Origin of the sequence: Caballeronia sp. LZ028, from assembly GCF_031451415.1 — a bacterium.
In the GTDB taxonomy this organism is placed as follows: Bacteria; Pseudomonadota; Gammaproteobacteria; order Burkholderiales; family Burkholderiaceae; genus Caballeronia; species Caballeronia zhejiangensis.
The window spans coordinates 3,024,410-3,045,320 of the sequence record NZ_JARUXN010000001.1 but is presented as its reverse complement, the minus strand read 5'-3'; the positions used below and the strand labels follow the sequence as shown (position 1 = coordinate 3,045,320).

General features: G+C 63.4%; 21 protein-coding genes. 16 read left to right on the top strand and 5 right to left on the bottom strand.

The annotated features are described in order from the left end of the window. The first annotated feature begins 54 nt into the window (after positions 1–54). A complete protein-coding gene (gene msrP, locus QCE58_RS14380) occupies positions 55–1,044 on the top strand; it encodes a protein-methionine-sulfoxide reductase catalytic subunit MsrP (protein ID WP_175983045.1) in 990 nt (329 codons plus the stop codon). 3 nt (positions 1,045–1,047) lie between these two features. Continuing rightward, positions 1,048–1,686, top strand: a complete 639-nt coding sequence (gene msrQ / locus QCE58_RS14375; protein ID WP_250481694.1) for a protein-methionine-sulfoxide reductase heme-binding subunit MsrQ — start codon at positions 1,048–1,050, stop codon at positions 1,684–1,686. Positions 1,687–1,736: 50 nt separating this feature from the next. Here the strand turns inward: msrQ and lysA are convergent, their stop codons facing one another. Then, positions 1,737–2,999, bottom strand: coding sequence for a diaminopimelate decarboxylase (gene lysA / locus QCE58_RS14370; protein ID WP_250481693.1), 1,263 nt, complete (start codon positions 2,997–2,999; stop codon positions 1,737–1,739). 44 nt (positions 3,000–3,043) lie between these two features. Continuing rightward, positions 3,044–3,325 (bottom strand): LPS translocon maturation chaperone LptM, encoded by a 282-nt coding sequence (gene lptM, locus QCE58_RS14365; protein ID WP_008344068.1) that lies wholly within the window; start codon positions 3,323–3,325, stop codon positions 3,044–3,046. A gap of 35 nt (positions 3,326–3,360) precedes the next feature. Between lptM and cyaY the strand changes: the two genes are divergently transcribed. Continuing rightward, on the top strand, positions 3,361–3,678 hold the full coding sequence (gene cyaY, locus QCE58_RS14360) for an iron donor protein CyaY (RefSeq protein WP_008344070.1): 318 nt from the start codon (positions 3,361–3,363) through the stop codon (positions 3,676–3,678). 62 nt (positions 3,679–3,740) lie between these two features. On the opposite strand, the gene QCE58_RS14355 is transcribed toward cyaY, so the two are convergent. Further along, a complete protein-coding gene (locus QCE58_RS14355) occupies positions 3,741–6,149 on the bottom strand; it encodes a penicillin-binding protein 1A (RefSeq protein ID WP_175983048.1) in 2,409 nt (802 codons plus the stop codon). A 262-nt stretch (positions 6,150–6,411) separates the two neighbouring features. On the opposite strand from QCE58_RS14355, the gene pilM reads away from it, so the two are divergent. From pilM to ugpQ, 12 genes are all read left to right on the top strand, one after another. Continuing rightward, positions 6,412–7,413 carry a type IV pilus biogenesis protein PilM gene (gene pilM / locus QCE58_RS14350; RefSeq protein ID WP_175983049.1) on the top strand — a complete coding sequence of 334 codons (1,002 nt, stop codon included), beginning with the start codon at positions 6,412–6,414 and terminating at the stop codon, positions 7,411–7,413. Then, the gene (locus tag QCE58_RS14345) at positions 7,410–8,090 is read left to right on the top strand and encodes a fimbrial assembly family protein (protein ID WP_250481692.1); all 681 of its coding nucleotides are present in this window, start codon (positions 7,410–7,412) and stop codon (positions 8,088–8,090) included. The genes pilM and QCE58_RS14345 overlap by 4 nt, the downstream gene beginning before the upstream one ends. Continuing rightward, on the top strand, positions 8,087–8,956 hold the full coding sequence (gene pilO, locus QCE58_RS14340) for a type 4a pilus biogenesis protein PilO (protein WP_250480718.1): 870 nt from the start codon (positions 8,087–8,089) through the stop codon (positions 8,954–8,956). Before QCE58_RS14345 ends, pilO begins: the two co-directional genes overlap by 4 nt. A 53-nt stretch (positions 8,957–9,009) precedes the next feature. After that, positions 9,010–10,464 carry a type IV pilus secretin PilQ gene (locus tag QCE58_RS14335; protein ID WP_241484882.1) on the top strand — a complete coding sequence of 485 codons (1,455 nt, stop codon included), beginning with the start codon at positions 9,010–9,012 and terminating at the stop codon, positions 10,462–10,464. A gap of 93 nt (positions 10,465–10,557) precedes the next feature. After that, positions 10,558–11,103, top strand: a complete 546-nt coding sequence (locus QCE58_RS14330) for a shikimate kinase (protein WP_008344080.1) — start codon at positions 10,558–10,560, stop codon at positions 11,101–11,103. A gap of 16 nt (positions 11,104–11,119) precedes the next feature. Further along, on the top strand, positions 11,120–12,196 hold the full coding sequence (gene aroB / locus QCE58_RS14325) for a 3-dehydroquinate synthase (RefSeq protein ID WP_034473117.1): 1,077 nt from the start codon (positions 11,120–11,122) through the stop codon (positions 12,194–12,196). A 44-nt stretch (positions 12,197–12,240) separates the two neighbouring features. Continuing rightward, the gene (locus QCE58_RS14320) at positions 12,241–13,461 is read left to right on the top strand and encodes a deoxyguanosinetriphosphate triphosphohydrolase (protein ID WP_034473118.1); all 1,221 of its coding nucleotides are present in this window, start codon (positions 12,241–12,243) and stop codon (positions 13,459–13,461) included. Positions 13,462–13,490: 29 nt separating this feature from the next. Beyond that, a complete protein-coding gene (gene ugpB / locus QCE58_RS14315) occupies positions 13,491–14,816 on the top strand; it encodes a sn-glycerol-3-phosphate ABC transporter substrate-binding protein UgpB (RefSeq protein WP_034473119.1) in 1,326 nt (441 codons plus the stop codon). 49 nt (positions 14,817–14,865) lie between these two features. Then, on the top strand, positions 14,866–15,750 hold the full coding sequence (gene ugpA / locus QCE58_RS14310) for a sn-glycerol-3-phosphate ABC transporter permease UgpA (protein WP_008344088.1): 885 nt from the start codon (positions 14,866–14,868) through the stop codon (positions 15,748–15,750). Beyond that, positions 15,747–16,592, top strand: a complete 846-nt coding sequence (ugpE, locus tag QCE58_RS14305) for a sn-glycerol-3-phosphate ABC transporter permease UgpE (RefSeq protein WP_008344090.1) — start codon at positions 15,747–15,749, stop codon at positions 16,590–16,592. The genes ugpA and ugpE overlap by 4 nt, the downstream gene beginning before the upstream one ends. A 3-nt stretch (positions 16,593–16,595) precedes the next feature. Beyond that, positions 16,596–17,681 carry a sn-glycerol-3-phosphate import ATP-binding protein UgpC gene (locus QCE58_RS14300; RefSeq protein ID WP_250480715.1) on the top strand — a complete coding sequence of 362 codons (1,086 nt, stop codon included), beginning with the start codon at positions 16,596–16,598 and terminating at the stop codon, positions 17,679–17,681. 13 nt (positions 17,682–17,694) lie between these two features. Then, positions 17,695–18,444 (top strand): glycerophosphodiester phosphodiesterase, encoded by a 750-nt coding sequence (ugpQ, locus tag QCE58_RS14295; protein ID WP_008344094.1) that lies wholly within the window; start codon positions 17,695–17,697, stop codon positions 18,442–18,444. Positions 18,445–18,454: 10 nt separating this feature from the next. Here the strand turns inward: ugpQ and QCE58_RS14290 are convergent, their stop codons facing one another. Continuing rightward, positions 18,455–18,832 (bottom strand): YqjD family protein, encoded by a 378-nt coding sequence (locus QCE58_RS14290; RefSeq protein ID WP_033536968.1) that lies wholly within the window; start codon positions 18,830–18,832, stop codon positions 18,455–18,457. A 294-nt stretch (positions 18,833–19,126) separates the two neighbouring features. Then, positions 19,127–19,852, bottom strand: coding sequence for an OmpW family protein (locus QCE58_RS14285; RefSeq protein ID WP_034473121.1), 726 nt, complete (start codon positions 19,850–19,852; stop codon positions 19,127–19,129). A 206-nt stretch (positions 19,853–20,058) separates the two neighbouring features. Here QCE58_RS14285 and QCE58_RS14280 point away from each other — a divergent pair, with 206 nt between their 5' ends. Further along, positions 20,059–20,766, top strand: coding sequence for a transposase (locus QCE58_RS14280; RefSeq protein WP_008344100.1), 708 nt, complete (start codon positions 20,059–20,061; stop codon positions 20,764–20,766). Positions 20,767–20,911: the final 145 nt, after the last annotated feature.

Sequence of the window (20,911 nt, the reverse complement as noted above, 5' to 3'; positions counted from 1 at the left end):
GCATCCAATCTGCTGTTTTCTCCGTACAAGAATGAACGGAAGGAGTCACGCTTCATGTGGATCAAACAAGGCCGTAATCTGTACGGCGATGACATTGCGAGTCACGAAATCACGCCGCGCGACGTGTTCGAGAATCGCCGGCGCACGCTTCGTTCGCTCGGCGCGCTCGCCGCGACAGGACTCGCCGGCGCGAGCGGCCTCGCCCACGCGACGCTGACATCGCCCGACGCCAAAGGCCAGAAGCTGGCCGCGACGACCAACCCGAAGTTCGTCGCGCTCGACAAGCCGACGCCGTTCAAGGACATCACGAGCTACAACAACTTCTACGAGTTCGGCACCGACAAGGACGATCCCGCCGCCCACGCCGGCACGCTGCGTCCGCGGCCGTGGAAAGTGTCCGTCGAGGGCGCGATCAAGAATCCGAAGGTCTACGACATCGACGACATTCTCAAGCTCGCGCCGCTCGAGGAACGCGTGTACCGGCTGCGCTGCGTCGAAGGCTGGTCGATGGTGATTCCGTGGATCGGCGTGTCGTTGTCGGAGCTCATCAAGCGCGCCGAGCCGACGGGCAACGCGAAGTACGTGCAGTTCATCACGCTGGCCGATCCGTCGCAGATGCCGGGACTTTCGACGCCGATCCTCGAATGGCCGTATTCCGAAGGTCTGCGCATGGACGAGGCGATGAATCCGCTCACGCTGCTGACCGTCGGCTTGTACGGCGAAGTGCTGCCGAACCAGAACGGCGCGCCGGTGCGTGTCGTCGTGCCGTGGAAGTACGGTTTCAAGAGCGCGAAATCGCTGGTGAAAATCCGCTTTGTCGAGAAACAGCCGCCAACGAGCTGGAATCTCTACGCGCCGAGCGAATACGGCTTCTTTTCGAACGTGAATCCGAATGTCGATCATCCGCGCTGGAGTCAGGCGACCGAGCGGCGCATCGGCGAGGACGGTTTCTTTCAGCCGAAACGCAAGACGCTCATGTTCAACGGCTACGGCGATCAGGTCGCGTCGATGTATGCCGGCATGGATCTGAAGAAGAACTTCTGAACGATGTCGTCCGCTTCCCAGATCAAAAGCGCGCGCGTCGCGACGGGACCGCGATGGATCGTTCCGGTCAAGATCGTCGTGTTCGTCGCGATGCTGTTTCCGCTCGCACGTCTCGTGCTGCTCGGCGCGACGGGCGGCCTGGGCGCGAATCCGATCGAATTCATCACGCGCTCGACCGGCCTCTGGACGCTCGTGTATCTGTGCATCACGCTCGCGATCACGCCCGTGCGCCGCCTGACGGGCGTGACGGCGCTCGCGCGCTTTCGCCGGATGATCGGTCTCTTCTCGTTCTTCTTCGCCGTACTGCACTTCACGACGTACATCTGGTTCGACAAATGGTTCGATGTCGCCGCGATGCTGAAGGACATCGGCAAGCGGCCGTTCATCACGGTCGGTTTCGCGGCGTTCGTGCTGCTGATTCCGCTCGCGGTCACATCGCCGAAAGCGATGGTGCGCAAGCTCGGCCGTCGCTGGCAGACCTTGCATCGCGCGATCTATCTGATCGCCGCGCTCGCGATCCTGCATTTCTGGTGGATGAAGGCGGGCAAACACGATCTCGAACTGCCGAAGATATACGGCTCGATCGTGATCGTGCTGCTCGGCTGGCGCGTGATCGCCTGGCTCAAAGCGCGACGCGCATAAAAAAAGCGATGCTTGTCAGGGCATCGCTTTTTCGTTCGAAGCGCGGCGCTTCAGTCCGGCAGAATCGATTCGCCGGCGAACAGCCGCTTCACTTCCTCACGCTCGCGCACGAGCCGCGCGCGTTCCCCATCGACCATGATTTCGGCGGCGCGCGGACGCGTGTTGTAGTTTGAGCTCATCACGAAGCCGTACGCGCCCGCCGAGCAGATCGCGAGCAGATCGCCGGGCGCGATGGACAGCTCGCGATCGCGTCCGAGCCAGTCGCCGCTTTCGCATACCGGACCGACGACATCGTATGTATGCGCTTTCTCGTCGCGCTTCACGACCGGCACGATGCGATGAAACGCCTCGTACATCGCGGGACGCGCGAGGTCGTTCATCGCGGCATCGACGATGGCGAAGTTCTTTTCCTCGCCCGGCTTCAGGAACTCGACGCGCGTCAGCAGCACGCCCGCGTTGCCGACGAGCGAGCGCCCCGGCTCGAAATACACTTCGCGCTGACCGTGGCCGCGCTTCTCGATGTGATCGAGCAGCGTCTTCACGAACACGCCGATATCGGGCGGCGTTTCGTCGTCGTAGGTGATGCCGAGACCGCCGCCGACATCGACGTGACGAATGCTCATGCCGTCCGCTTCGATCTGCTCGACGAGTTCGAGCAGCTTGTCGAGCGCGTCGAGATACGGGCTGATTTCGGTGATCTGCGAGCCGATATGGCAATCGATGCCGACGACATCGAGATTCGGCATGGCATGCGCTTGCGCGTACGTCGCGCGCGCATCGCTGAACGCGACGCCGAACTTGTTCGACTTGAGGCCGGTGGAGATGTACGGATGCGTTTTTGCATCGACGTCGGGATTCACGCGCAGCGAAACCGGCGCTTTCTTGCCGAGCGACTTCGCGACTTCGTTGAGCGCGTGCAACTCGGGAATCGACTCGACGTTGAAGCACTTGACGCCCGCTTCGAGCGCCTCGCGCATTTCGGCCGCCGTCTTGCCGACGCCCGAAAACACCGTGTTCTCCGCCTTTCCGCCGGCCGCGAGCACGCGCGCGAGCTCGCCCGACGACACGATGTCGAAGCCCGCGCCCATGCGCGCGAACACGTTGAGCACCGCGAGATTGCTGTTCGCCTTTACCGCGACGTGCACCGTTGCCTTGCGGCCGGCGCAGGCATCGGCGTAAGCGTGATAGGCGCGCGTGAGGGCATCGCGCGAATAGACGTAGAGCGGCGTGCCGAACTGGTCCGCGAGCGACGCGGCTGAGACGCCTTCGACGTGCAACACGCCGTCGACGTAGTGGAATGCGGAATCACTCATGCGTGGAATCGAAAGTGCGCCAGGAAGGCGTTAAGGCTCGAGGATCAGTAAGCGGACGACGCGGCTTTCGGCGCCGATGCACCATTGGGACTGGTTTTGAGATCGGTCTCGGGCGAAAGCGAGAGCGGCTGTCTCGATGCCGTTTCGCTGTCCGGAGCGACGTTCGAAGGCGGCGTATTCTGGAGGTCGTTGGGACGTTGCGGCAGCGGCGGCACTCTTGGCAGATACAGCGGACCGCGTTGCCCACAACCGCCGAGCGAGAGCGTTGCCGCGGCGCCGATGCTCAAAGCCGCTACAATCGCGCTCATCTTGAAAACGACTCGCATGACCGTCCCTATACGTTTAATCGATGGAGTTTAGCATGACAGACCAGGAATACCTGACGCTGGCGGAGGCCGCGCTGACGGCCATCGAGCGCTCGGTGGACAACGCCGAAGCGGACATCGAATTCGAGCGCAGCGGCAATGTGCTCACGCTGGAATTCGAGAATCGCACGAAGGTGATCGTCAACTTGCAGCCGCCGAAGCACGAAATCTGGCTCGCGGCGAAGGCGGGCGGATTCCACTACAAATACGTCGACGGCGCCTGGCGCGACACGCGCGACAACAGCGAATTCTTCGCGACGCTGAGCAAATATTCGAGCGAGCAGGCCGGCGAGCCGATCCGCTTCAAGGCATAAATCGAGGCGTAAAAAAAACGAGCGGCCTTTCGGTCCGCTCGCTTCGCTTTGCAGGGGCCGGGTTACTGCCCCTTGAACAGATTCATGATGTCCTGCTTTTCCTGCTCGCCAACCTCGGGCGCGGGCGCAGTCACGCCTGACACGCCTTCCTGCGGCGGCGCCTGGCTCACGCCGATCGTTGCGACGAAGCCGCGGCCCGGCGTCATGTCGTCGTAGTACAGCTCGTTGCCGAGCGACGTGATATCGGGCGGCATCATCGGCTTGTACTCGGGCACGCCCTTCAGCGCGCGGCCCATGTAATCCATCCACACCGGCAGCGCGAGACCGCCGCCCGTTTCCTTGTCGCCGAGGCTGCGCGGATTGTCATAGCCGATCCACGCGATCGCCACGAGCGTGCGCTGATAACCGGCGAACCACGCATCGCGCGAATCGTTCGTCGTGCCCGTCTTGCCGGCCAGATCGCCGCGCTTCAGTTGATTCGTCTTCGCGCCCGTGCCGTGCTGCGCGACGCTCTGCAACAGGCTGTTCATCACGAAAGCGTTGCGCGGCGTGATCGCGAGCGGCGCGCTTTGCTGCGCGACGAGCGGCTGCGGATGCGACACGACGCGCCCGTACGGATCGGTGATATCGGCGATCAGATACGGATTCACACGATATCCACCGTTCGCGAACACCGCGTAACCGGCTGCCATTTGCAGCGGTGTGACGAGGCCGGCGCCGAGCGCCATCGGCAGATAGGCGGGATGACGGTCCGCATCGAAGCCGAAGCGCGTGATGTACTGCTGCGCGTACTTCGTGCCGATATGACTCAGGATGCGGATCGACACCATGTTCTTCGAGCGCTGCAACGCGGAGCGCATGGTCATCGGGCCGTCGAAGCCGCCGCCGTAGTTCTTCGGCTCCCACGCCTGGCCGCCCGTCTCGGCGGCGCTGAAGAAAAGCGGTCCGTCGTTGATGATCGTCGCGGGCGAGAGACCCTTTTCGAGCGATGCCGAATAGATGAACGGCTTGAAGCTCGATCCCGGCTGGCGCCATGCCTGCGTGACGTGATTGAACTTGTTCTTGTTGAAGTCGAAGCCGCCGACGAGCGCACGGATCGCGCCGTCCTGCGGCACCATCGACACGAGCGCGCCTTCGACTTGCGGCAATTGCGTGATGATCCAGTCGCCGTCGTCGTCCTTCATGAGACGCACGATCGCGCCCGGACGAATGCGCGAGTTCGGCTGCGCGCGCGACGAGAGCGCGAACTGCACGAAACGCAGATCGTTGCCGCTGATGGTTGCCGTGTTGCCGTCGATGAAGCTCGCCTTCACTTCCTTCGGACTCGCCGACGTCACGACCGCCGCGACGATCTCGCCGTTGTCGGGATGCTCGGCGAGCGCATCGTCGATGGCCTGCTCGCGGTCATCCGCGTTCGCCGGCAGATCGATGTAACCTTCCGGCCCGCGATAGCCGTGCCGGTGCTCGTAATCCATCAGGCCCTTGCGCACCGCGCGATACGCGGCGTCCTGGTCGGCGGAATCGATCGTCGTCACGACATTCAGGCCGCGCGTGTACGCTTCTTCGCGGTATTGCGCGTACAGCATCTGACGCACCATTTCCGCGACGTACTCGGCGTGCACGCTGAATTCGCGGCCCTGTCCCTTCACGACGAGCGGCTGCTGCACGGCCTGCTCGTACTCAGCCTGCGTGATGAAGTTCAGCTCGCGCATGCGTTGCAGGATGTACTCCTGCCGCACCTTCGCGCGCTTCGGATTGACGACCGGGTTGTACGCCGAGGGCGCTTTCGGCAGACCCGCGAGCATCGCCGCCTCGGCGAGCGAGACGTCCTTCAGATCCTTGCCGAAATAGACCCGCGCCGCGCTCGCGAAACCATACGCGCGCTGCCCGAGATAGATCTGATTCATATAGACCTCCAGAATCTGATCCTTCGTCAACGCGCGCTCGATCTTGTACGCGAGCAGCATTTCATAAATCTTGCGCGTGTAGGTCTTCTCGCTCGACAGGAAAAAATTGCGCGCGACCTGCATCGTGATCGTGCTCGCGCCTTGCGACGCGTGGCCGTTGGTCAGGGCGACCGAGCCCGCGCGCAGAATGCCGGTGAGATCGACGCCGCCGTGATCGTAAAAGCGCGCGTCTTCGATGGCGAGCACGGCTTTTTTCAGATGATCGGGCACGTCCTGAATGCGCACGACACTGCGGCGCTCTTCGCCGAATTCGCCGATCAGAACGTGATCGGCCGTGTAGATGCGCAGCGGCACCTTCGGCTTGTAATCGGTGAGCGCTTCGAGCGACGGCAGGTTCGGCATCGCAACGACGAGCGCGTAGCCGAGCACCAGACCCGCGCAGACGACGAGCGCGAAAACGCTGACGAAAAATCCGAGCATGAGCCTCGCCCACCATGGGCGTTTGGCTTTTTTCGGCTTCTCGGGCGGCGTGGACGGCGGGTTGGACGGGGAAGAGGATTGCATAGCACCACCAAAAACAGTCACGCGATTATAGCTGCCCGGGTTTCGGACTTTTCTTGACGCACACGGCGCACGCTGCCGCCGTGTGCGCCTGCACACGCGTCTGCCGTTGTCTTCAAGATACGCGCGATCCTGCGCGGAAGCATCCCTCCGACGCGAGCGTTGGCCATTCGGCCGAGTGTTCGCCGCGATCGGCGCTCGCGACAATTCTTCCGACATCAAGCGCCCGAACGGTTCGGTGCGCGATCGAATGGAAGGAGCGGTCATGAGCAAGGAAAACATGCTGCGCGGCACGATGCTGACGGTCACGCGGCGCTACGCGGCGGGCATCGACGTGAGCGAGGACGCGGTGCGCCTCGCCATCGTGAGCAGGCGGTTGAGGGCGAATGCGGCGGTGTGCGTCGAGCATCTGGAGTCGGTGGCGCTGCCGTCGGGTGCGGTGGTCGGCGGCGATTTCGTCGATCGCGCGCCTATCGTCGCGGCGTTGCGCGAGGCGTTCGGGCGGCTGCCGGAAAGCGGCGCTTGGCGTGCGCTGCGTTGCGCGATGGGCTTGCCGTCGTCGGCGACGCTTACGACGCAAGTTCCGCTCGCCCGACTCATCGACACCCACGAGCAGCTCGCAGCCCCGATCGGCGGCGATCCGCGCGGCTTGCTCGAGCCGGCCGTACTCGCCGAAGCCGAGCGCGCGGCGGGCATCGAACGCGGCGCGCTGGCGGTCGACTGGTCCGTGCAGACGCGGGAAGACGGCGACGCGCTGGTCGCGATAGCGGCGACGGCGCGGCGACACGTCGAGGCGCGAGTCGAGACCGCGGCGGAGGCGGGCATCGCGCTATCGGCCATCGACAGCGAGCCGGCCGCCGCATTGCGCGCGATGCGCCATGCAGGTTCCGTCGAACTGGACGCCGACGCGCGCTATCTCGTCTGCTGGCTGGAAAGCAGCGGCTTGCACGGCTGGCTCGTCGGCTCGCGCGGCGTCGAAAACGAAGTCCGGTATCCCGCGCCCGAGCATCGGAGCATTTCGGACGCGTTGCACGAACTCGCTGGCGAACACGCGCCGCTCGATTGCATCTACGTCGGCGGGCAGATCGAGTTGATGGCGCACGCGGGCCTTCCGCTTCCCGTGCTCGGCAAGACTTTCGGCTGCGCGGCATTGCCGTTCGAAGCCGCGCCGTATTGCAACGGGGTGGCCGAGATTCAGACGGTGCACAAGCATTCGCCGCGTTTCGCGGTTGCGGTAGGCCTGGCGTTGCGCGAGGTGATGCAATGAACGCTGCCATGCTCGACGGATTCAATCTGTTGCCTTATCGCGCGCGAAAGCGACGCGAGCTACGGCGGCAGCGGCTCGCGCTGATCGGCGCGGTGACGCTCGCGGGCTGCGCGGCCGTTGGCGCCGTCGCTGGCCACGACTTGTTCGAGCGCGCGCGACTGGATGAACGGCGTGTCGCGCTGGAGACGTCGCTGCGTGCTTCGAGCGCGCAGATCGACGAACACGCACGGCTTGTGCGCGCAGAAAGCGAACGGCGGCGCGCGCGTGAGGCCGCGCAGCCGTTGGCGTTGCCGCGCGAGCGTTTCCTCGCGCTGCTCGAAGCGCTCGCCGACTCGCCTCTTCAACGCGGCGTCGCGCTTCAACGCGTGTCGCAGCGAACGAATGAGGTCGAGCTGGCGGCGCTCGCACCCGATTCGCAGGCAGCGTCGCAATGGCTCAAGCGGCTGGAGCGCCTGCGCGGCGTGCAGGCGGTGGACGTGATCGAAATGAAACGGCGCGCGAACGGAATTCCGTCGACGCAGCCTGCCAGGCGCGCTGCATCGACGGCCTCCGACGAGCACGCCGCGCGATTCGAGTTCGTCGCGCTGGTGCGCTATGCGCCGGATCATTCGCGCGATGAAACGGCGTCGCGTCAGGCACGTCCGGTTTTGGCGGCAACGCAGGGGGAACGCCCATGAGCACGATTCCGATGAACATCGCCATGAAGACGCGCTCGCGCGGCGCGCTCTCCATCCTGCAACCGCTCGACGACTGGTCGTGGCGACGGACCGCGTGTGTCGCGCTCGCGTTGAGTGTCGTCGTGTTTGCGTTCGGCCTGCGCGCGTGGCGCATGTCGGACGCGAGCCGGCTCGATGAAAGCCGCGTCGCGTTGGCCGCGGCACAAGCGAAGGCGCAGGACGCGGCGCGCATTGCCGACGAACTGTCCGGCTTGCGAGCGCGCGCGTCGTCGGGGCGCCTCGATCCGGAGCACTGGAGCGCCGCCGACGCGTTGCGCGCGGTCGCGGATCTGGCCGCCCAGAGCGGCGTGCGCGTCGCGGACATCGAGCCTGTCGCCGTCAAGGGCGGGGCGCCGAAGCAGCGAGAGCCGTTTCCTGAGCGCGCGCTCAAGCTGCGCGCGGACGGCAGCTTCGCGGAGCTACGGCGCTTTCTCGATGCGCTCGCCGGCCTGCCGCGACTCGTCGTTCCCGAGAACGTGCAGATCAAGCGGCAGGCGAACGCGCTCGCCATCGAAGCGACATTGCGCATCTTCGAAACGTTGCCGGCGGTCGCGCCCGCCGCAGTGTCGCGCGCCAACGCGTTCGTCATCGATCCGTTCGGCAGCGCGGACGCCGCCGCGCAGGGAAGCGACATGCTGCTGGTGGGCACGTTCGTCGCACGGCGTCGCGCGATGGCGCTTTTGCAAAGCGGCCGCGACGTCGACAGCTTCGCGCCGGGGCAGAAAATCGGCGACGAACGGCTCGGGCGCGTCGTGCCGCGCGCAATCGAACTCGCCCGAGAAGACGGCATGTCGCGCAAGCTGACTTTCGCGGAGGATCGCACGTGAGCCGGTTCGCGAAGCTTTCAGGCAGATTCGTCGGAATGGCGGCTGCGCTGTCGATGTCTGCGCACACGGCGTTTGCCGCCGATAGCGCCGATGCGATCGTCCCGCCGCTTCCGCCGCTGCCCGCATCGTTCGACGCGCAGGCTGTCGACCCGCCTATCGTCGCGACGTCCGACGCGCAGCCCGCGAAGCCCGCGGCGGAGCAGGCGGAAACGGAGAAGACAGAAACGGCAGAGGCGCTGGAAGGCCCGCCCGTGCCTTTGCCGAAACTCGAGCGTCTGAGCGACGCATCGCAGAGCGACGACGACGGCAAGCCGATCACGCTCGATCTGAAAAACGCCGACTTGAGCGCCGCGCTGCACGCATTCGCGCGCTTCACCGGCCTGAACATCGTCGCGAGCGAAAAGGTGCGCGGACAAGTGTCGATGAATCTCGTCGCCGTGCCGTGGCGGCGCGCGTTCGACACGTTCCTCGAAGTCCACGGACTCGCGATGGAGCGGCACGGCAATGTCATTTGGGTCGCGCCGCTCGCGGAACTGGCGGCGCGCGAGAAGCTGCGGTTCGAGGCCCACGCGCGCGCCGCGGACCTCGAGCCGCTCGCGAGCCGTACGTTCGTGCTGCGTTATTCGCGCGCGGAAGAGCTGCGCAAGATGCTGTCCGGCTCGGGCAGCCAGCGCGTGCTGTCGAAGCGCGGTTCCGCCATCTCCGATGCGCGCACGAATCTGCTCTTCATCACCGATCTCGACGCTCGCGTGCGGCAGATCGCCGAACTCGTCGCGCTGATCGACAAGCCGACGCCGCAGGTGATGATCGAGGCGAAGATCGTCGAGGGCGAGGCGGGACTGTCGCGCAATCTCGGCGTCAAGCTGGGCATCGCGGCGCAGAACGATCCGGCGACCGGGTTCGCGGGCGGCGCGGACGGTGTGGTATACGATTTGTCGGCGGGGCCGATCAACGGTTTCGACGCGGCGACGGCCGGGCTCACGTTGTTCGTCGCGCAGGCGACGCGGCTGCTCAACGTGCAACTGAGCGCGCTGGAGGCGCAAGGGCGCGGACAAATCGTTTCGCGGCCGCGCGTCGTGACGGCGGACCGCGTGAAGTCGATCGTCGAGCAGGGCATGGAAGTGCCGTATCAGGCGAAGGTCGGCAATGGCATGTCGGGCGTGCAGTTTCGGCGCGCAACGCTCAAACTGGAGGTTGAGCCGCAGATCACGCCGCATGGCCACGTCATTCTCGATCTCGACATCACGAAAGACAGTGTCGGCGAGCAGACGGCGAACGGGCCGGCAATCCATACCAAGCATATCCAGACGCGCGTGGAAGTGGAAAACGGCGGCACCGTGGCGATCGGCGGCATTTATTCCGATGACGAACACGAAGACACGACCGGCGTGCCGGGACTGTCGAAATTGCCGCTGATCGGCTGGCTGTTTCGCAACGACGCGCGGCGCAGCTCGAAGAGCGAGCTCGTCATTTTGATTACGCCGCATGTGATCGCGTCGAGCGGCTAGGCCCGTCACGAGGGCCGCGAAACTCGACAAAGCGGGCGGTTTGCCCTTAAGCTGCCGCACGAACAAATTGCATCGAACTGGAAGGAAACCGAGTTGCAGGAAGGGCACGCGAACGCGAACATTTTTTTCGTCGGACTCATGGGGGCGGGTAAAACCACCGTGGGACGTGCGGTTGCGCGCCGTCTGCAGCGCTCCTTCATCGATTCGGATCATGAGATCGAGGCGCGCACGGGCGCCCGCATCCCGGTGATCTGGGAACTCGAGGGCGAAGCGGGTTTCCGCCAGCGCGAGGCGAACGTCATCGACGAGCTGTCGCAGCGCGATGGCATCGTGCTCGCGACGGGCGGCGGCGCGGTGCTGCGCCCCGACAATCGCGAACATCTGAAGAATCGCGGCATCGTCATCTATCTGCGCGCCAATCCGCACGATCTCTGGCAGCGTACACGGCGCGACAAGAATCGCCCGCTGCTGCAGACCGAAGATCCGCGCGGCAAGCTCGAAGCGCTCTTTCAGGCGCGCGATCCGCTGTACCACGAATGCGCGCATTTCGTCGTGGAAACCGGACGGCCGACCGTGAACGCGCTCGTCAATATGGTCCTGATGCAACTGGAGGTCGCCGGCGTCGTCAAACCGGCCTGAAGATCACATGTCCGCCATGATTACCGTCAACGTCGAACTGGGCGAGCGCGCCTATCCCATTCATATCGGTGCAGGGCTGATCGGCCGCACCGAGCTCTTTGCTCCGCACATCAAGGGCGCGTCCGTGGCGATCGTCACGAACTCGACCGTCGATCCGCTCTACGGCGAGCAGTTGCGCGCGGCTCTCGCGCCGCTCGGCAAGAAAGTCACGACCGTCGTGCTTCCGGACGGCGAAGCGCACAAGAACTGGGAAACGCTCAACACGATCTTCGACGCGCTCTTGACCGAGCGCGCCGACCGCAAGACGACGCTGATCGCGCTCGGCGGCGGCGTCGTCGGCGACATGACGGGCTTCGCGGCCGCATCGTATATGCGCGGCGTGCCGTTCATCCAGGTGCCGACCACGCTGCTCTCGCAAGTGGATTCGTCGGTGGGCGGCAAGACGGGCATCAATCATCCGCTCGGCAAGAACATGATCGGCGCGTTCTATCAGCCGCAAGCGGTAATCGCGGACATCGGCGCGCTGCACACCTTGCCGGAGCGCGAGCTGGCGGCGGGCATCGCGGAAGTCATCAAGACGGCCGCCATCGCGGACGCCGAATTCTTCGACTGGATCGAAAGCAATATCGACGCGCTGAATCGCCGCGACGACGACGCCCTCGCGCACGCGGTGAAGCGTTCGTGCGAGATCAAGGCGTCGGTGGTGGCATCCGACGAGCGCGAAGGCGGGCAGCGCGCGATTCTCAATTTCGGCCATACGTTCGGTCATGCGATCGAAGCCGGTCTCGGCTACGGCGAATGGCTGCACGGCGAGGCGGTCGGTTGCGGCATGGTGATGGCGGCGGATTTGTCCGTGCGCCTCGGCAGGCTCGACGAAGCCGCGCGCCAGCGTCTCGTGCGCGTGATCGAAGCGGCGAAGCTGCCGGTCACGGCGCCGAAGCTCGGCGACGACCGCTACGTCGATCTGATGAAGGTCGACAAAAAGGCCGAAGCCGGTGAAATCAAATTCATTTTGCTGACCCGCTTCGGCGCGACCGAGATCACGAGCGCGCCCGATCAGGCCGTGCGCGCGACGCTCGCAGCCAGCGTCTGATCCGCGCGAGCGGCGGCCAGAACCATGACGATGCGGAGCAGCCGGTGAGCGAAGAAGAGCATCAAGTTTTGCCGGGCGCGCCGTCGACGCTCGCGCTCGAAGCGCATCTCGCGGCGTACGCCGCGCACGCGTCGCAATCGCGCGGACGGCGTTTCGCCGAAGCGCCCCCGGCGGCGCGCACCGAGTTCCAGCGAGATCGCGACCGCATCGTGCATTCGACCGCGTTTCGGCGGCTCGAATACAAGACCCAGGTCTTCGTCAATCACGAAGGCGACCTGTTTCGCACGCGCCTCACGCACAGCCTCGAAGTCGCGCAGATCGCGCGTTCCGTCGCGCGCAATCTGCGGCTGAACGAGGATCTCGTCGAAGCCATTTCGCTCGCGCACGATCTCGGCCACACGCCGTTCGGTCACGCCGGACAGGACGCGCTGCACGACTGCATGCGCGATCACGGCGGCTTCGAGCACAACCTGCAAAGCCTCGCGGTGGTCGATCAGCTCGAAGAGCACTACGGCGCGTTCAACGGCCTGAACCTGTGCTTCGAGACGCGCGAAGGCATTCTCAAGCATTGCTCGCGCGAGAACGCGCGCAAGCTCGGCGATCTCGGCGAGCGCTTTCTCACGGGCAAGCAGCCTTCCCTCGAAGCGCAGATCGCCAATGTCGCCGATGAAATCGCGTACAACAATCACGATGTCGACGACGGCCTGCGCTCCGGCCTCATCACGCTCGAGCAGCTTTCCGAAGTGAGCCTCTGGCACACGCATTTCGACGCGGCGCGCGCGGAGTATCCGGACATCGAAGGGCGCAGGCTCATTCACGAAACCATCCGCCGCATCATCAATACGCTGATCGTCGATCTGATCGAGGCGACGAGCCGCAATCTCCAACGCGTCGCGCCGCAATCGCTCGACGACGTGCGCAACGCGCCCACGCTCGTCGCGCACAGCGATGAAGTCGCGGCACAGGCGGCGCAACTCAAGCGTTTCCTGTTCAAGAACCTGTACCGGCACTATCGCGTGATGCGTATGGCCAACAAGGCGAAGCGCGTCGTGACGGGCCTTTTCGAAGCCTTCTCCGACGATCCGCGTCTCTTGCCGCCCGCGTATCAGGCGCGCGGACCGGTGACGGAGGAATCGGCGAACGACGCGGCTTCGTCGAGCCACGACAGTTCGCAGGCGCGGCTCATCGCGCATTACATCGCCGGAATGACGGACCGTTACGCATTGAAGGAATATCAACGACTGTTTGTCATCGATAACAATTAACTTATAACGTTTTATACGGAGACTCATCGATGGTCCGCAAGCCCCTGTTTCGCCTGGTCACGACCGCTGCCGCCTTGACGTTCGGCGTCAGCACCGCCGCGCACGCCGCGACGGAAATCCAGTTCTGGCACGCGATGGAAGCCGCGCTCGGCGAGCGCGTGAACGACATCGCCAACGATTTCAACAAGTCTCAGAGCGATTACAAGATCGTCCCGGTGTTCAAGGGCACGTATGACCAGGCGCTCGCAGCGGGCATCGCGGCGTATCGCAGCGGCAATGCGCCCGCGATCCTGCAAGTCTACGAAGTCGGCACCGCGACGATGATGCAGGCGAAAAAGGCCGTCATCCCGGTCTCCGACGTGTTCAAGCAGGCTGGCGTGCCGCTCGACGAAAAGGCGTTCGTGCCGACCATCGCCGGTTACTACAGCGACGCGAAGACCGGCCATCTCATCTCGATGCCGTTCAACAGCTCGACGCCCGTTCTCTACTACAACAAGGACGCGTTCAAGAAGGCCGGCCTCGATCCGAACCAGCCGCCGAAAACCTGGGCCGATGTCGAAGCCGACGCGAAGAAGCTGAAGGCCGCGGGCTATTCGTGCGGATATTCGTCGGGCTGGCAGAGCTGGATTCAGCTCGAGAACTACAGCGCGTGGCACGCCGCGCCGTTCGCGACGAAGAACAACGGCTTCGACGGCCTCGATGCGAAGCTCGAATTCAACAAGCCGCTGCAGGTCGCGCACATCCAGTTCCTGCAAAACATGGCGAAGGAAGGCACGTTCACGTATGTCGGCCGCAAGGACGAGCCGGTGTCGAAGTTCTATAGCGGCGATTGCGGGATCATCACGAATTCGTCGGGTTCGCGCGCGACCATCGCGAAATTCGCGAAGTTCGATTACGGCGTCGGCATGATGCCGTACGACGCGAATGTGAAGGGCGCGCCGCAGAACGCGATCATCGGCGGCGCGAGTCTGTGGGTTCTGGCGGGCAAGGATCCGGCCGTCTATAAGGGCGTCGCCAAGTTCCTCGCGTATCTCGCGACGCCGGAAGTGGCGGCGAAGTGGCATCAGGACACGGGCTATCTGCCGGTCACGCAGGCCGCGTACGAGCTCACGCAAAAGCAGGGCTTCTACGACAAGAATCCCGGCGCGGACATCGCGATCAAGCAGATGCTGAACAAGCCGCCGCTCGCGTACACGAAGGGCCTGCGCCTCGGCAACATGCCTCAGATCCGCACGATCGTCGACGAAGAGCTCGAGCAAGTTTGGGCCGAGAAGAAGACGCCGCAACAGGCGCTGGACGCGTCGGTGCAACGCGGCGACGAACTGCTGCGCCGCTTCGAGAAGGCGGGCAATTAAGGTCACGCGCCCGCGTGTAGAAGCGCGGGCGCTTCCGGGAAATCAAAGCATGGAAAAGCGCTCTCGTTTCGATACGAGCGTCTTGCCGTATCTGCTCGTCGCGCCACAACTCGCGATCACCGCGCTGTTCTTTCTCTGGCCCGCGGGCGAAGCCCTCTGGCAGGCCACGCAAAGCCAGGATGCGTTCGGCACGTCGAGCGAGTTCGTCGGCCTGCAGAACTTCAAACAACTGTTCGCCGATCCGCTCTACCTGTCGTCGTTCAACACGACGATGATCTTCTGCGCGCTCGTCACAGTCTCGGGCCTCGTGATCTCGCTTCTGCTCGCCGCGTGCGCCGATCGCGTGACGCGCGGCGCGAAGGCGTATCAGACGCTGCTCATCTGGCCGTATGCGGTCGCGCCCGCGATCGCCGCCGTGCTGTGGTCGTTCCTGTTCAATCCGAGCATCGGGCTCGTGACGTATGCGCTGGCGAAGCAGGGCGTCATCTGGAATCACGCGTTGAACGGCACGCAGGCCATGTTCCTCGTCGTGCTCGCGTCGGTGTGGAAGCAGGTCAGCTACAACTTCCTGTTCTTCTATGCGGGTCTTCAGGCGATCCCGAAATCGCTGATCGAAGCCGCCGCCATCGACGGGGCCGGTCCGGTGCGCCGCTTCTTCGGCATCGCGCTGCCGCTCCTGTCGCCGACGTCGTTCTTTCTGCTCGTCGTGAATCTCGTCTACGCGTTCTTCGATACGTTCCCCGTCATCGACGCCGCGACCGGCGGCGGTCCCGCGCAATCGACCAAGACGCTCATCTACAAGATCTTCGCGGAAGGCTTCCAGGGACTCGACATCGGCAGTTCGGGCGCGCAGTCGGTCGTGCTGATGGTGATCGTCGTCGTGCTCACCGTGGTCCAGTTCCGCTTCGTCGAACGCAGGGTGCAATACTCATGATCGAAAACCGTCGCGGCTTCGATATCTTCTGTCACGCGGTGCTGTTGCTCGGCGTCGCGCTGATCGTGTTTCCTGTGTACGTCGCGTTCTGCGCGGCCACGATGAATTCGAAGGAAGTGTTCAGCGTGCCGCTCTCGCTCGTGCCGAGCACGCATCTGTTCGAGAACATCGCGTATATCTGGGCGCACGGCAGCGGCAACGCGGCCGCTCCCTTCGGACGCATGCTGGCGAACAGTCTCGTGATGGCGCTGGTCATCTCCATCGGCAAGATCGCGGTGTCGATCGTCTCCGCTTACGCGATCGTCTTCTTCCGCTTTCCGCTGAAGAACCTCGCGTTCTGGCTCATCTTCATCACGCTGATGCTTCCCGTCGAAGTGCGTATCTTCCCGACGGTGCAAGTCGTTTCGTCGATGCATCTGTCGAACACGTATGCGGGATTGACGCTGCCGCTGATCGCCTCCGCAACGGCTACGTTCCTCTTCCGGCAGTTCTTCATGACGCTGCCCGACGAACTGATGGAAGCGGCGCGCATCGACGGCGCGGGGCCGCTGCGTTTCTTCTGGGACGTTGTGCTGCCGCTTTCGAAGACCAACATCGCGGCGCTTTTCGTCATCACGTTCATCTACGGCTGGAATCAATATCTCTGGCCGATTCTCATCACCAACGAAGTGTCGCTGCAGACGGCGGTGGTCGGCATCAAGAGCATGATCGCGTCCGGCGACACAGCGACCGAATGGCACTACGTGATGACCGCGACGCTGCTCGCGATGCTGCCGCCGCTCGCGGTGGTCCTGACGATGCAGCGCTGGTTCGTGCGCGGACTCGTCGATTCCGAGAAATAAAACATGGCTGCATTGAATCTAAAAAGCGTCAAGAAAACATACGACGGCTCGAACTACGTACTGCACGGCATCGACGCCGCGATCGAGGACGGCGAATTCGTCGTGATGGTCGGGCCGTCGGGCTGCGGAAAGTCGACCTTGCTGCGCATGGTCGCGGGGCTCGAAAGCGTGTCCGAAGGCGCGATCGAAATCGGCGGCAAGGTCGTGAACAAGCTGGAGCCGAAGGATCGCGACATCGCGATGGTTTTTCAGAACTACGCACTTTATCCGCACATGAGCGTCGCGCAGAATATGGCGTACGCGCTGAAGATCGGCGGCGCGGACAAGAAGACCATCGAGTCGCGCGTCGCGAATGCCGCGCGTATCCTCGAACTCGAACATCTGCTCGAACGCAAGCCGCGCGAATTGTCGGGTGGTCAGCGGCAGCGCGTTGCAATGGGCCGCGCGATTGTCCGCGAGCCGGCGGTGTTCTTGTTCGACGAACCGTTGTCGAATCTGGACGCCAAGCTGCGCGTGCAGATGCGCCTCGAAATTCAGCGGCTGCACGCGCGTCTCGCGACCACGAGCCTTTACGTTACGCACGATCAGATCGAAGCCATGACGCTCGCGCAGCGCGTCATCGTGATGAACAAGGGTCACGCGGAGCAGATCGGCGCGCCGACCGCAGTGTACGAACGCCCGGCAACCGTATTCGTGGCGAGCTTCATCGGATCGCCGGCGATGAATCTGCTCGAAGGACGTCTGTCCGAAGACGGATCGACTTTCGAGATCGCGGGCGGCGGTCCGAAGCTGCCGGTCGCGGGCGCGAATGGCGTGACGAGCGCGATGCACGGGCGCGAGTGGATCGTGGGCATTCGTCCCGAGCACATGACGCCCGGCAACGAGAACGCGCCAAGCGCCACGCTCGATGTGGATTCGGCTGAACTGCTTGGCGCGGACAATCTCGCGCACGGCAAGTGGGGCAAGCACGACGTCGCAGCGCGCTTGCCGCATGAGCATCGCCCGCAGCGTGGCGAGCGGTTGAGCGTATCGTTGCCCGCGCGGCATCTGCATTTTTTCGATCCGGCAACGCGACTGCGCGCGAACTAAAGGAGGCGATGCGATGAGAACCTGGCCTTATCCCGCGATCGTCGCGCATCGCGGCGGCGGCAAACTCGCGCCGGAGAACACGCTCGAAGCAATCGACGTGGGCGCGCGCTTCGGCCACAAGATGATCGAGTTCGACGCCAAGCTTTCTGCTGACGACATCGTCTTCCTGCTGCACGACGACGCGGTCGATCGAACGTCGAACGGACGCGGCGCGGCAAAAGCGATGACCTACGCGCAGTTGCGCGCGCTCGATGCAGGCACCTGGTTCGGCGCCGAATTCGCAAACGCGCGTATGCCGACGCTCGCCCAAGTGCACGAGCGATGCGTGAAGCATGGGCTTGCGGTGAACATCGAGATCAAGCCGAGTCAGGGGCGCGACGTGGAAACAGGCGTGCTCGTCGCGCGTGAGGCGGCGCACTTGTGGGCAGACGCTGAAGTTGCGCCGCTGATGTCGTCGTTCTCATATGCGGCGCTGGAAGCCGCACGCGACGTCGCGCCGAATCTTCCGCGAGGGATGCTTTACGAGCGCGTTCCCGTGAACTGGCGCGCGCAAACTTCAGCGTTATCGTGTGTGTCGCTGCACGCGAACCATCGCACGCTCGATGAAGCGCTCGTCGCGCAGATCAAGGATGCCGGCTTGCGCATTCTCGCCTACACGGTGAACGATCCGGCGCGCGCGCGGTTGCTCGCGCAATGGGGCGTCGATGCGATCTGCACGGATCGCATCGACATTATTGGCGCGGATTTTCTGGAGGCGTCGTAGGGTTGAAATGTCAGCGAACGCGAGCGAGCAGCACGCCCGCAACCAGCGCCAACCCGCCAACCAATGCAATGGTTTGCCAGGGCTTTTCGTGAAGGAAGGCGTCGGCGTCTTCGAACGCTGCGCCCGCGCGCTCGCGAAGCGCCGCGTGCGTATCGTTCAGACGTGCGCGCGCGCTGACGAGCCGGTCGCTGATCTGCGCGCGTAGCGCAGCCGCATCGGCCGACGTGCCTTCGGCCAGGGTGTTTTCGAGTTCGCTGAGAAGGGTGCGCAGTTCGGAGCCGATATCCTCGGCTGCTTCGCGGCCATGCCGTGCCATGCGTCGTGCGCGGCGGCTCGTCGTGGTCCAGGAATCTCCGATGGCGTCTCGCGTATTAGGCAGTGCGTTCATAGATCGCTCCGTCGATGGATGAGTCGTGGATAGCCCGCGCGAGGTGGCGGGGAAACTCATCATGCAGCAAATTCGATGCCGATGCTTCGACGTTGCGCAAAGCTTCGGTAAGCGCGACCGCGAAACACATTCCGCGCGCGATCGCGCGTAAGAACTGCAAGCAAACCGTTTTTACGAAGGTCACATTTACAAGGGCGATGCAAAAAGTAACGCCGGCATATGTGAATCATGCCGGCGTTATCTCTCTTTTTATGGCGCTTATATCGTCGTTACATGCTTGTGAGCAGTCTCACTTCAGAATCGATAGCCCACTCGCAAATATGTGACGATCGGGTTCAGCGTGATTTTCGCCTGCGATTGAACGTTGAGCGTGCCGACAGGCGTTTGAGCCTGCGTGTTCAACTTCGCGGTGGCCTTCAACGGAATGAACGACACGGAAAATCCGGCGAACCAGTGCTCCGTGAAATTGTAGGTTGCGCCGACATTAAACACGGGCGCCCACGAACTATCCGTGTCGACGGTGGTCGGACCATGCAGGACCGAGCCTTCGAATTGCTGATTCGTGATCTGCGCGTCGGTGAACCAGGTGCGCGTCACGCCAAGACCCACGAACGGACGGAACTTCGCCGTGGGAGCATTGAAGAAGTATTTGAATAGCAGCGTCGGGCTCCACTGCTTCGCGCTGCCGAGCTTTCCGTACTGGGACAAGGTGCCCTTGCCTTCGAGATCGAACGTGGGCGGCACGCCCATTTCGAGTTCGGCGGCAATGTGGTCGGTCGCGAAGTAGCCCAACGTGAAGCCGGCGGTGTCGGCGCTCGAAATGCCTGCGCCTGTGCCGGGAACGTCGATATTGACCGGAGATCCGCCTACACTTGTTTCTTTGAGCGGACCACTACTGTCTTGCGGGGCGAAGTGAAACCAGCCTGCTGTTGCATAGAAGGATCCAGCAGATTGCGCATGTGCCGCGGTGGACACACACGCTAATGCCGCGATCCCCGTGATGACTTGTTTTATTTTCAATTTGTGCTCCTCCGAAAAAGCACGCTCATTATGAACACAAGATTTCACATTAACCATAGCGGTGCCGTAGAGCATTCTCCCTAGGGCAAAGAGCGGCTTTGGGGTCTGGTTGCACGGCAATTGCATGTGTTCTCTCCACGCTGCCGCAACGGCTCCAAAAGGTCCCCGAACGGGGTAACACAAACGCGACCAACGGAAAATCCAGAATGGCACGGCTTGCACGACTCTACGTTCCCGAACAGCCGCAGCATGTCATCCTGCGTGGTCTCGACCAGCAACCCGCCTTCGTCGACGACCAGGACTACGAGCTCTTCATCGACTGCTTGAGGACTGCTTCACGTGATCATCACCTCTCTATTCACGCCTATGCGCTGATGCCGCAGGCGGTACATCTGCTCGTCACGCCGCGCGACGAATCCAGTCTGCCCAAAGCGATGCAAGCGGTGGGACGTCGTTACGTGGCGCACTTCAATCGCCGATACATGCGACGCGGCACGCTCTGGGAAGGCCGCTATCGCGCGACGGTCATCGAGGGCGAACGATACTTTCTGCTCGCCACGCGCGTCGTAGAAATGGCGCCCGTGCGCGCGCAACTGGTCGCGGCGCCGCAGGACTACAAATGGTCCAGCTTCCGTCATCACATCGGGCTCACGCTCGATAGCCTCATCACCGACCATCCGCTGTTCTGGTCGCTCGGCAATACGCCGTTCGAACGCCAGCACGCCTACAAGGAACTGTGCGAGCAACCGCCCGATGAGCGCGAGGCCAACCGTCTCCTGCAAGCGACACTTAAAGGCTGGGTGCTCGGCAGCGATGCCTATCGGGAATGGGCGTCGCATGCTGCCAACCGCCGGGTGTCGCCGCTGCCGCGCGGACGTCCGCGCAAGATTCGCGAAACTCCACAGACTCAATAACGGCCTTCACGGGCGTTCCTGAAGCAAAAAACGAAACGGCGTCTCGAATTTTCCGAGTCTCGCCGTTTCTTTTTGACTCCCGGCGATGCGGCCCCAATATGTTGGGGCACATTTGCACCATATCGATAATCGGTGTCAGATCATC

Coding starts and splice junctions, on each gene's coding strand:
- msrP (WP_175983045.1), top strand. CDS start 55: ATGTGGATCAAACAAGGCCGTAATCTGTACGGCGATGACATTGCGAGT.
- msrQ (WP_250481694.1), top strand. CDS start 1,048: ATGTCGTCCGCTTCCCAGATCAAAAGCGCGCGCGTCGCGACGGGACCG.
- lysA (WP_250481693.1), bottom strand. CDS start 2,999: ATGAGTGATTCCGCATTCCACTACGTCGACGGCGTGTTGCACGTCGAA.
- lptM (WP_008344068.1), bottom strand. CDS start 3,325: ATGCGAGTCGTTTTCAAGATGAGCGCGATTGTAGCGGCTTTGAGCATC.
- cyaY (WP_008344070.1), top strand. CDS start 3,361: ATGACAGACCAGGAATACCTGACGCTGGCGGAGGCCGCGCTGACGGCC.
- QCE58_RS14355 (WP_175983048.1), bottom strand. CDS start 6,149: ATGCAATCCTCTTCCCCGTCCAACCCGCCGTCCACGCCGCCCGAGAAG.
- pilM (WP_175983049.1), top strand. CDS start 6,412: ATGAGCAAGGAAAACATGCTGCGCGGCACGATGCTGACGGTCACGCGG.
- QCE58_RS14345 (WP_250481692.1), top strand. CDS start 7,410: ATGAACGCTGCCATGCTCGACGGATTCAATCTGTTGCCTTATCGCGCG.
- pilO (WP_250480718.1), top strand. CDS start 8,087: ATGAGCACGATTCCGATGAACATCGCCATGAAGACGCGCTCGCGCGGC.
- QCE58_RS14335 (WP_241484882.1), top strand. CDS start 9,010: ATGTCTGCGCACACGGCGTTTGCCGCCGATAGCGCCGATGCGATCGTC.
- aroB (WP_034473117.1), top strand. CDS start 11,120: ATGATTACCGTCAACGTCGAACTGGGCGAGCGCGCCTATCCCATTCAT.
- ugpB (WP_034473119.1), top strand. CDS start 13,491: ATGGTCCGCAAGCCCCTGTTTCGCCTGGTCACGACCGCTGCCGCCTTG.
- ugpA (WP_008344088.1), top strand. CDS start 14,866: ATGGAAAAGCGCTCTCGTTTCGATACGAGCGTCTTGCCGTATCTGCTC.
- ugpE (WP_008344090.1), top strand. CDS start 15,747: ATGATCGAAAACCGTCGCGGCTTCGATATCTTCTGTCACGCGGTGCTG.
- QCE58_RS14300 (WP_250480715.1), top strand. CDS start 16,596: ATGGCTGCATTGAATCTAAAAAGCGTCAAGAAAACATACGACGGCTCG.
- ugpQ (WP_008344094.1), top strand. CDS start 17,695: ATGAGAACCTGGCCTTATCCCGCGATCGTCGCGCATCGCGGCGGCGGC.
- QCE58_RS14290 (WP_033536968.1), bottom strand. CDS start 18,832: ATGAACGCACTGCCTAATACGCGAGACGCCATCGGAGATTCCTGGACC.
- QCE58_RS14280 (WP_008344100.1), top strand. CDS start 20,059: ATGGCACGGCTTGCACGACTCTACGTTCCCGAACAGCCGCAGCATGTC.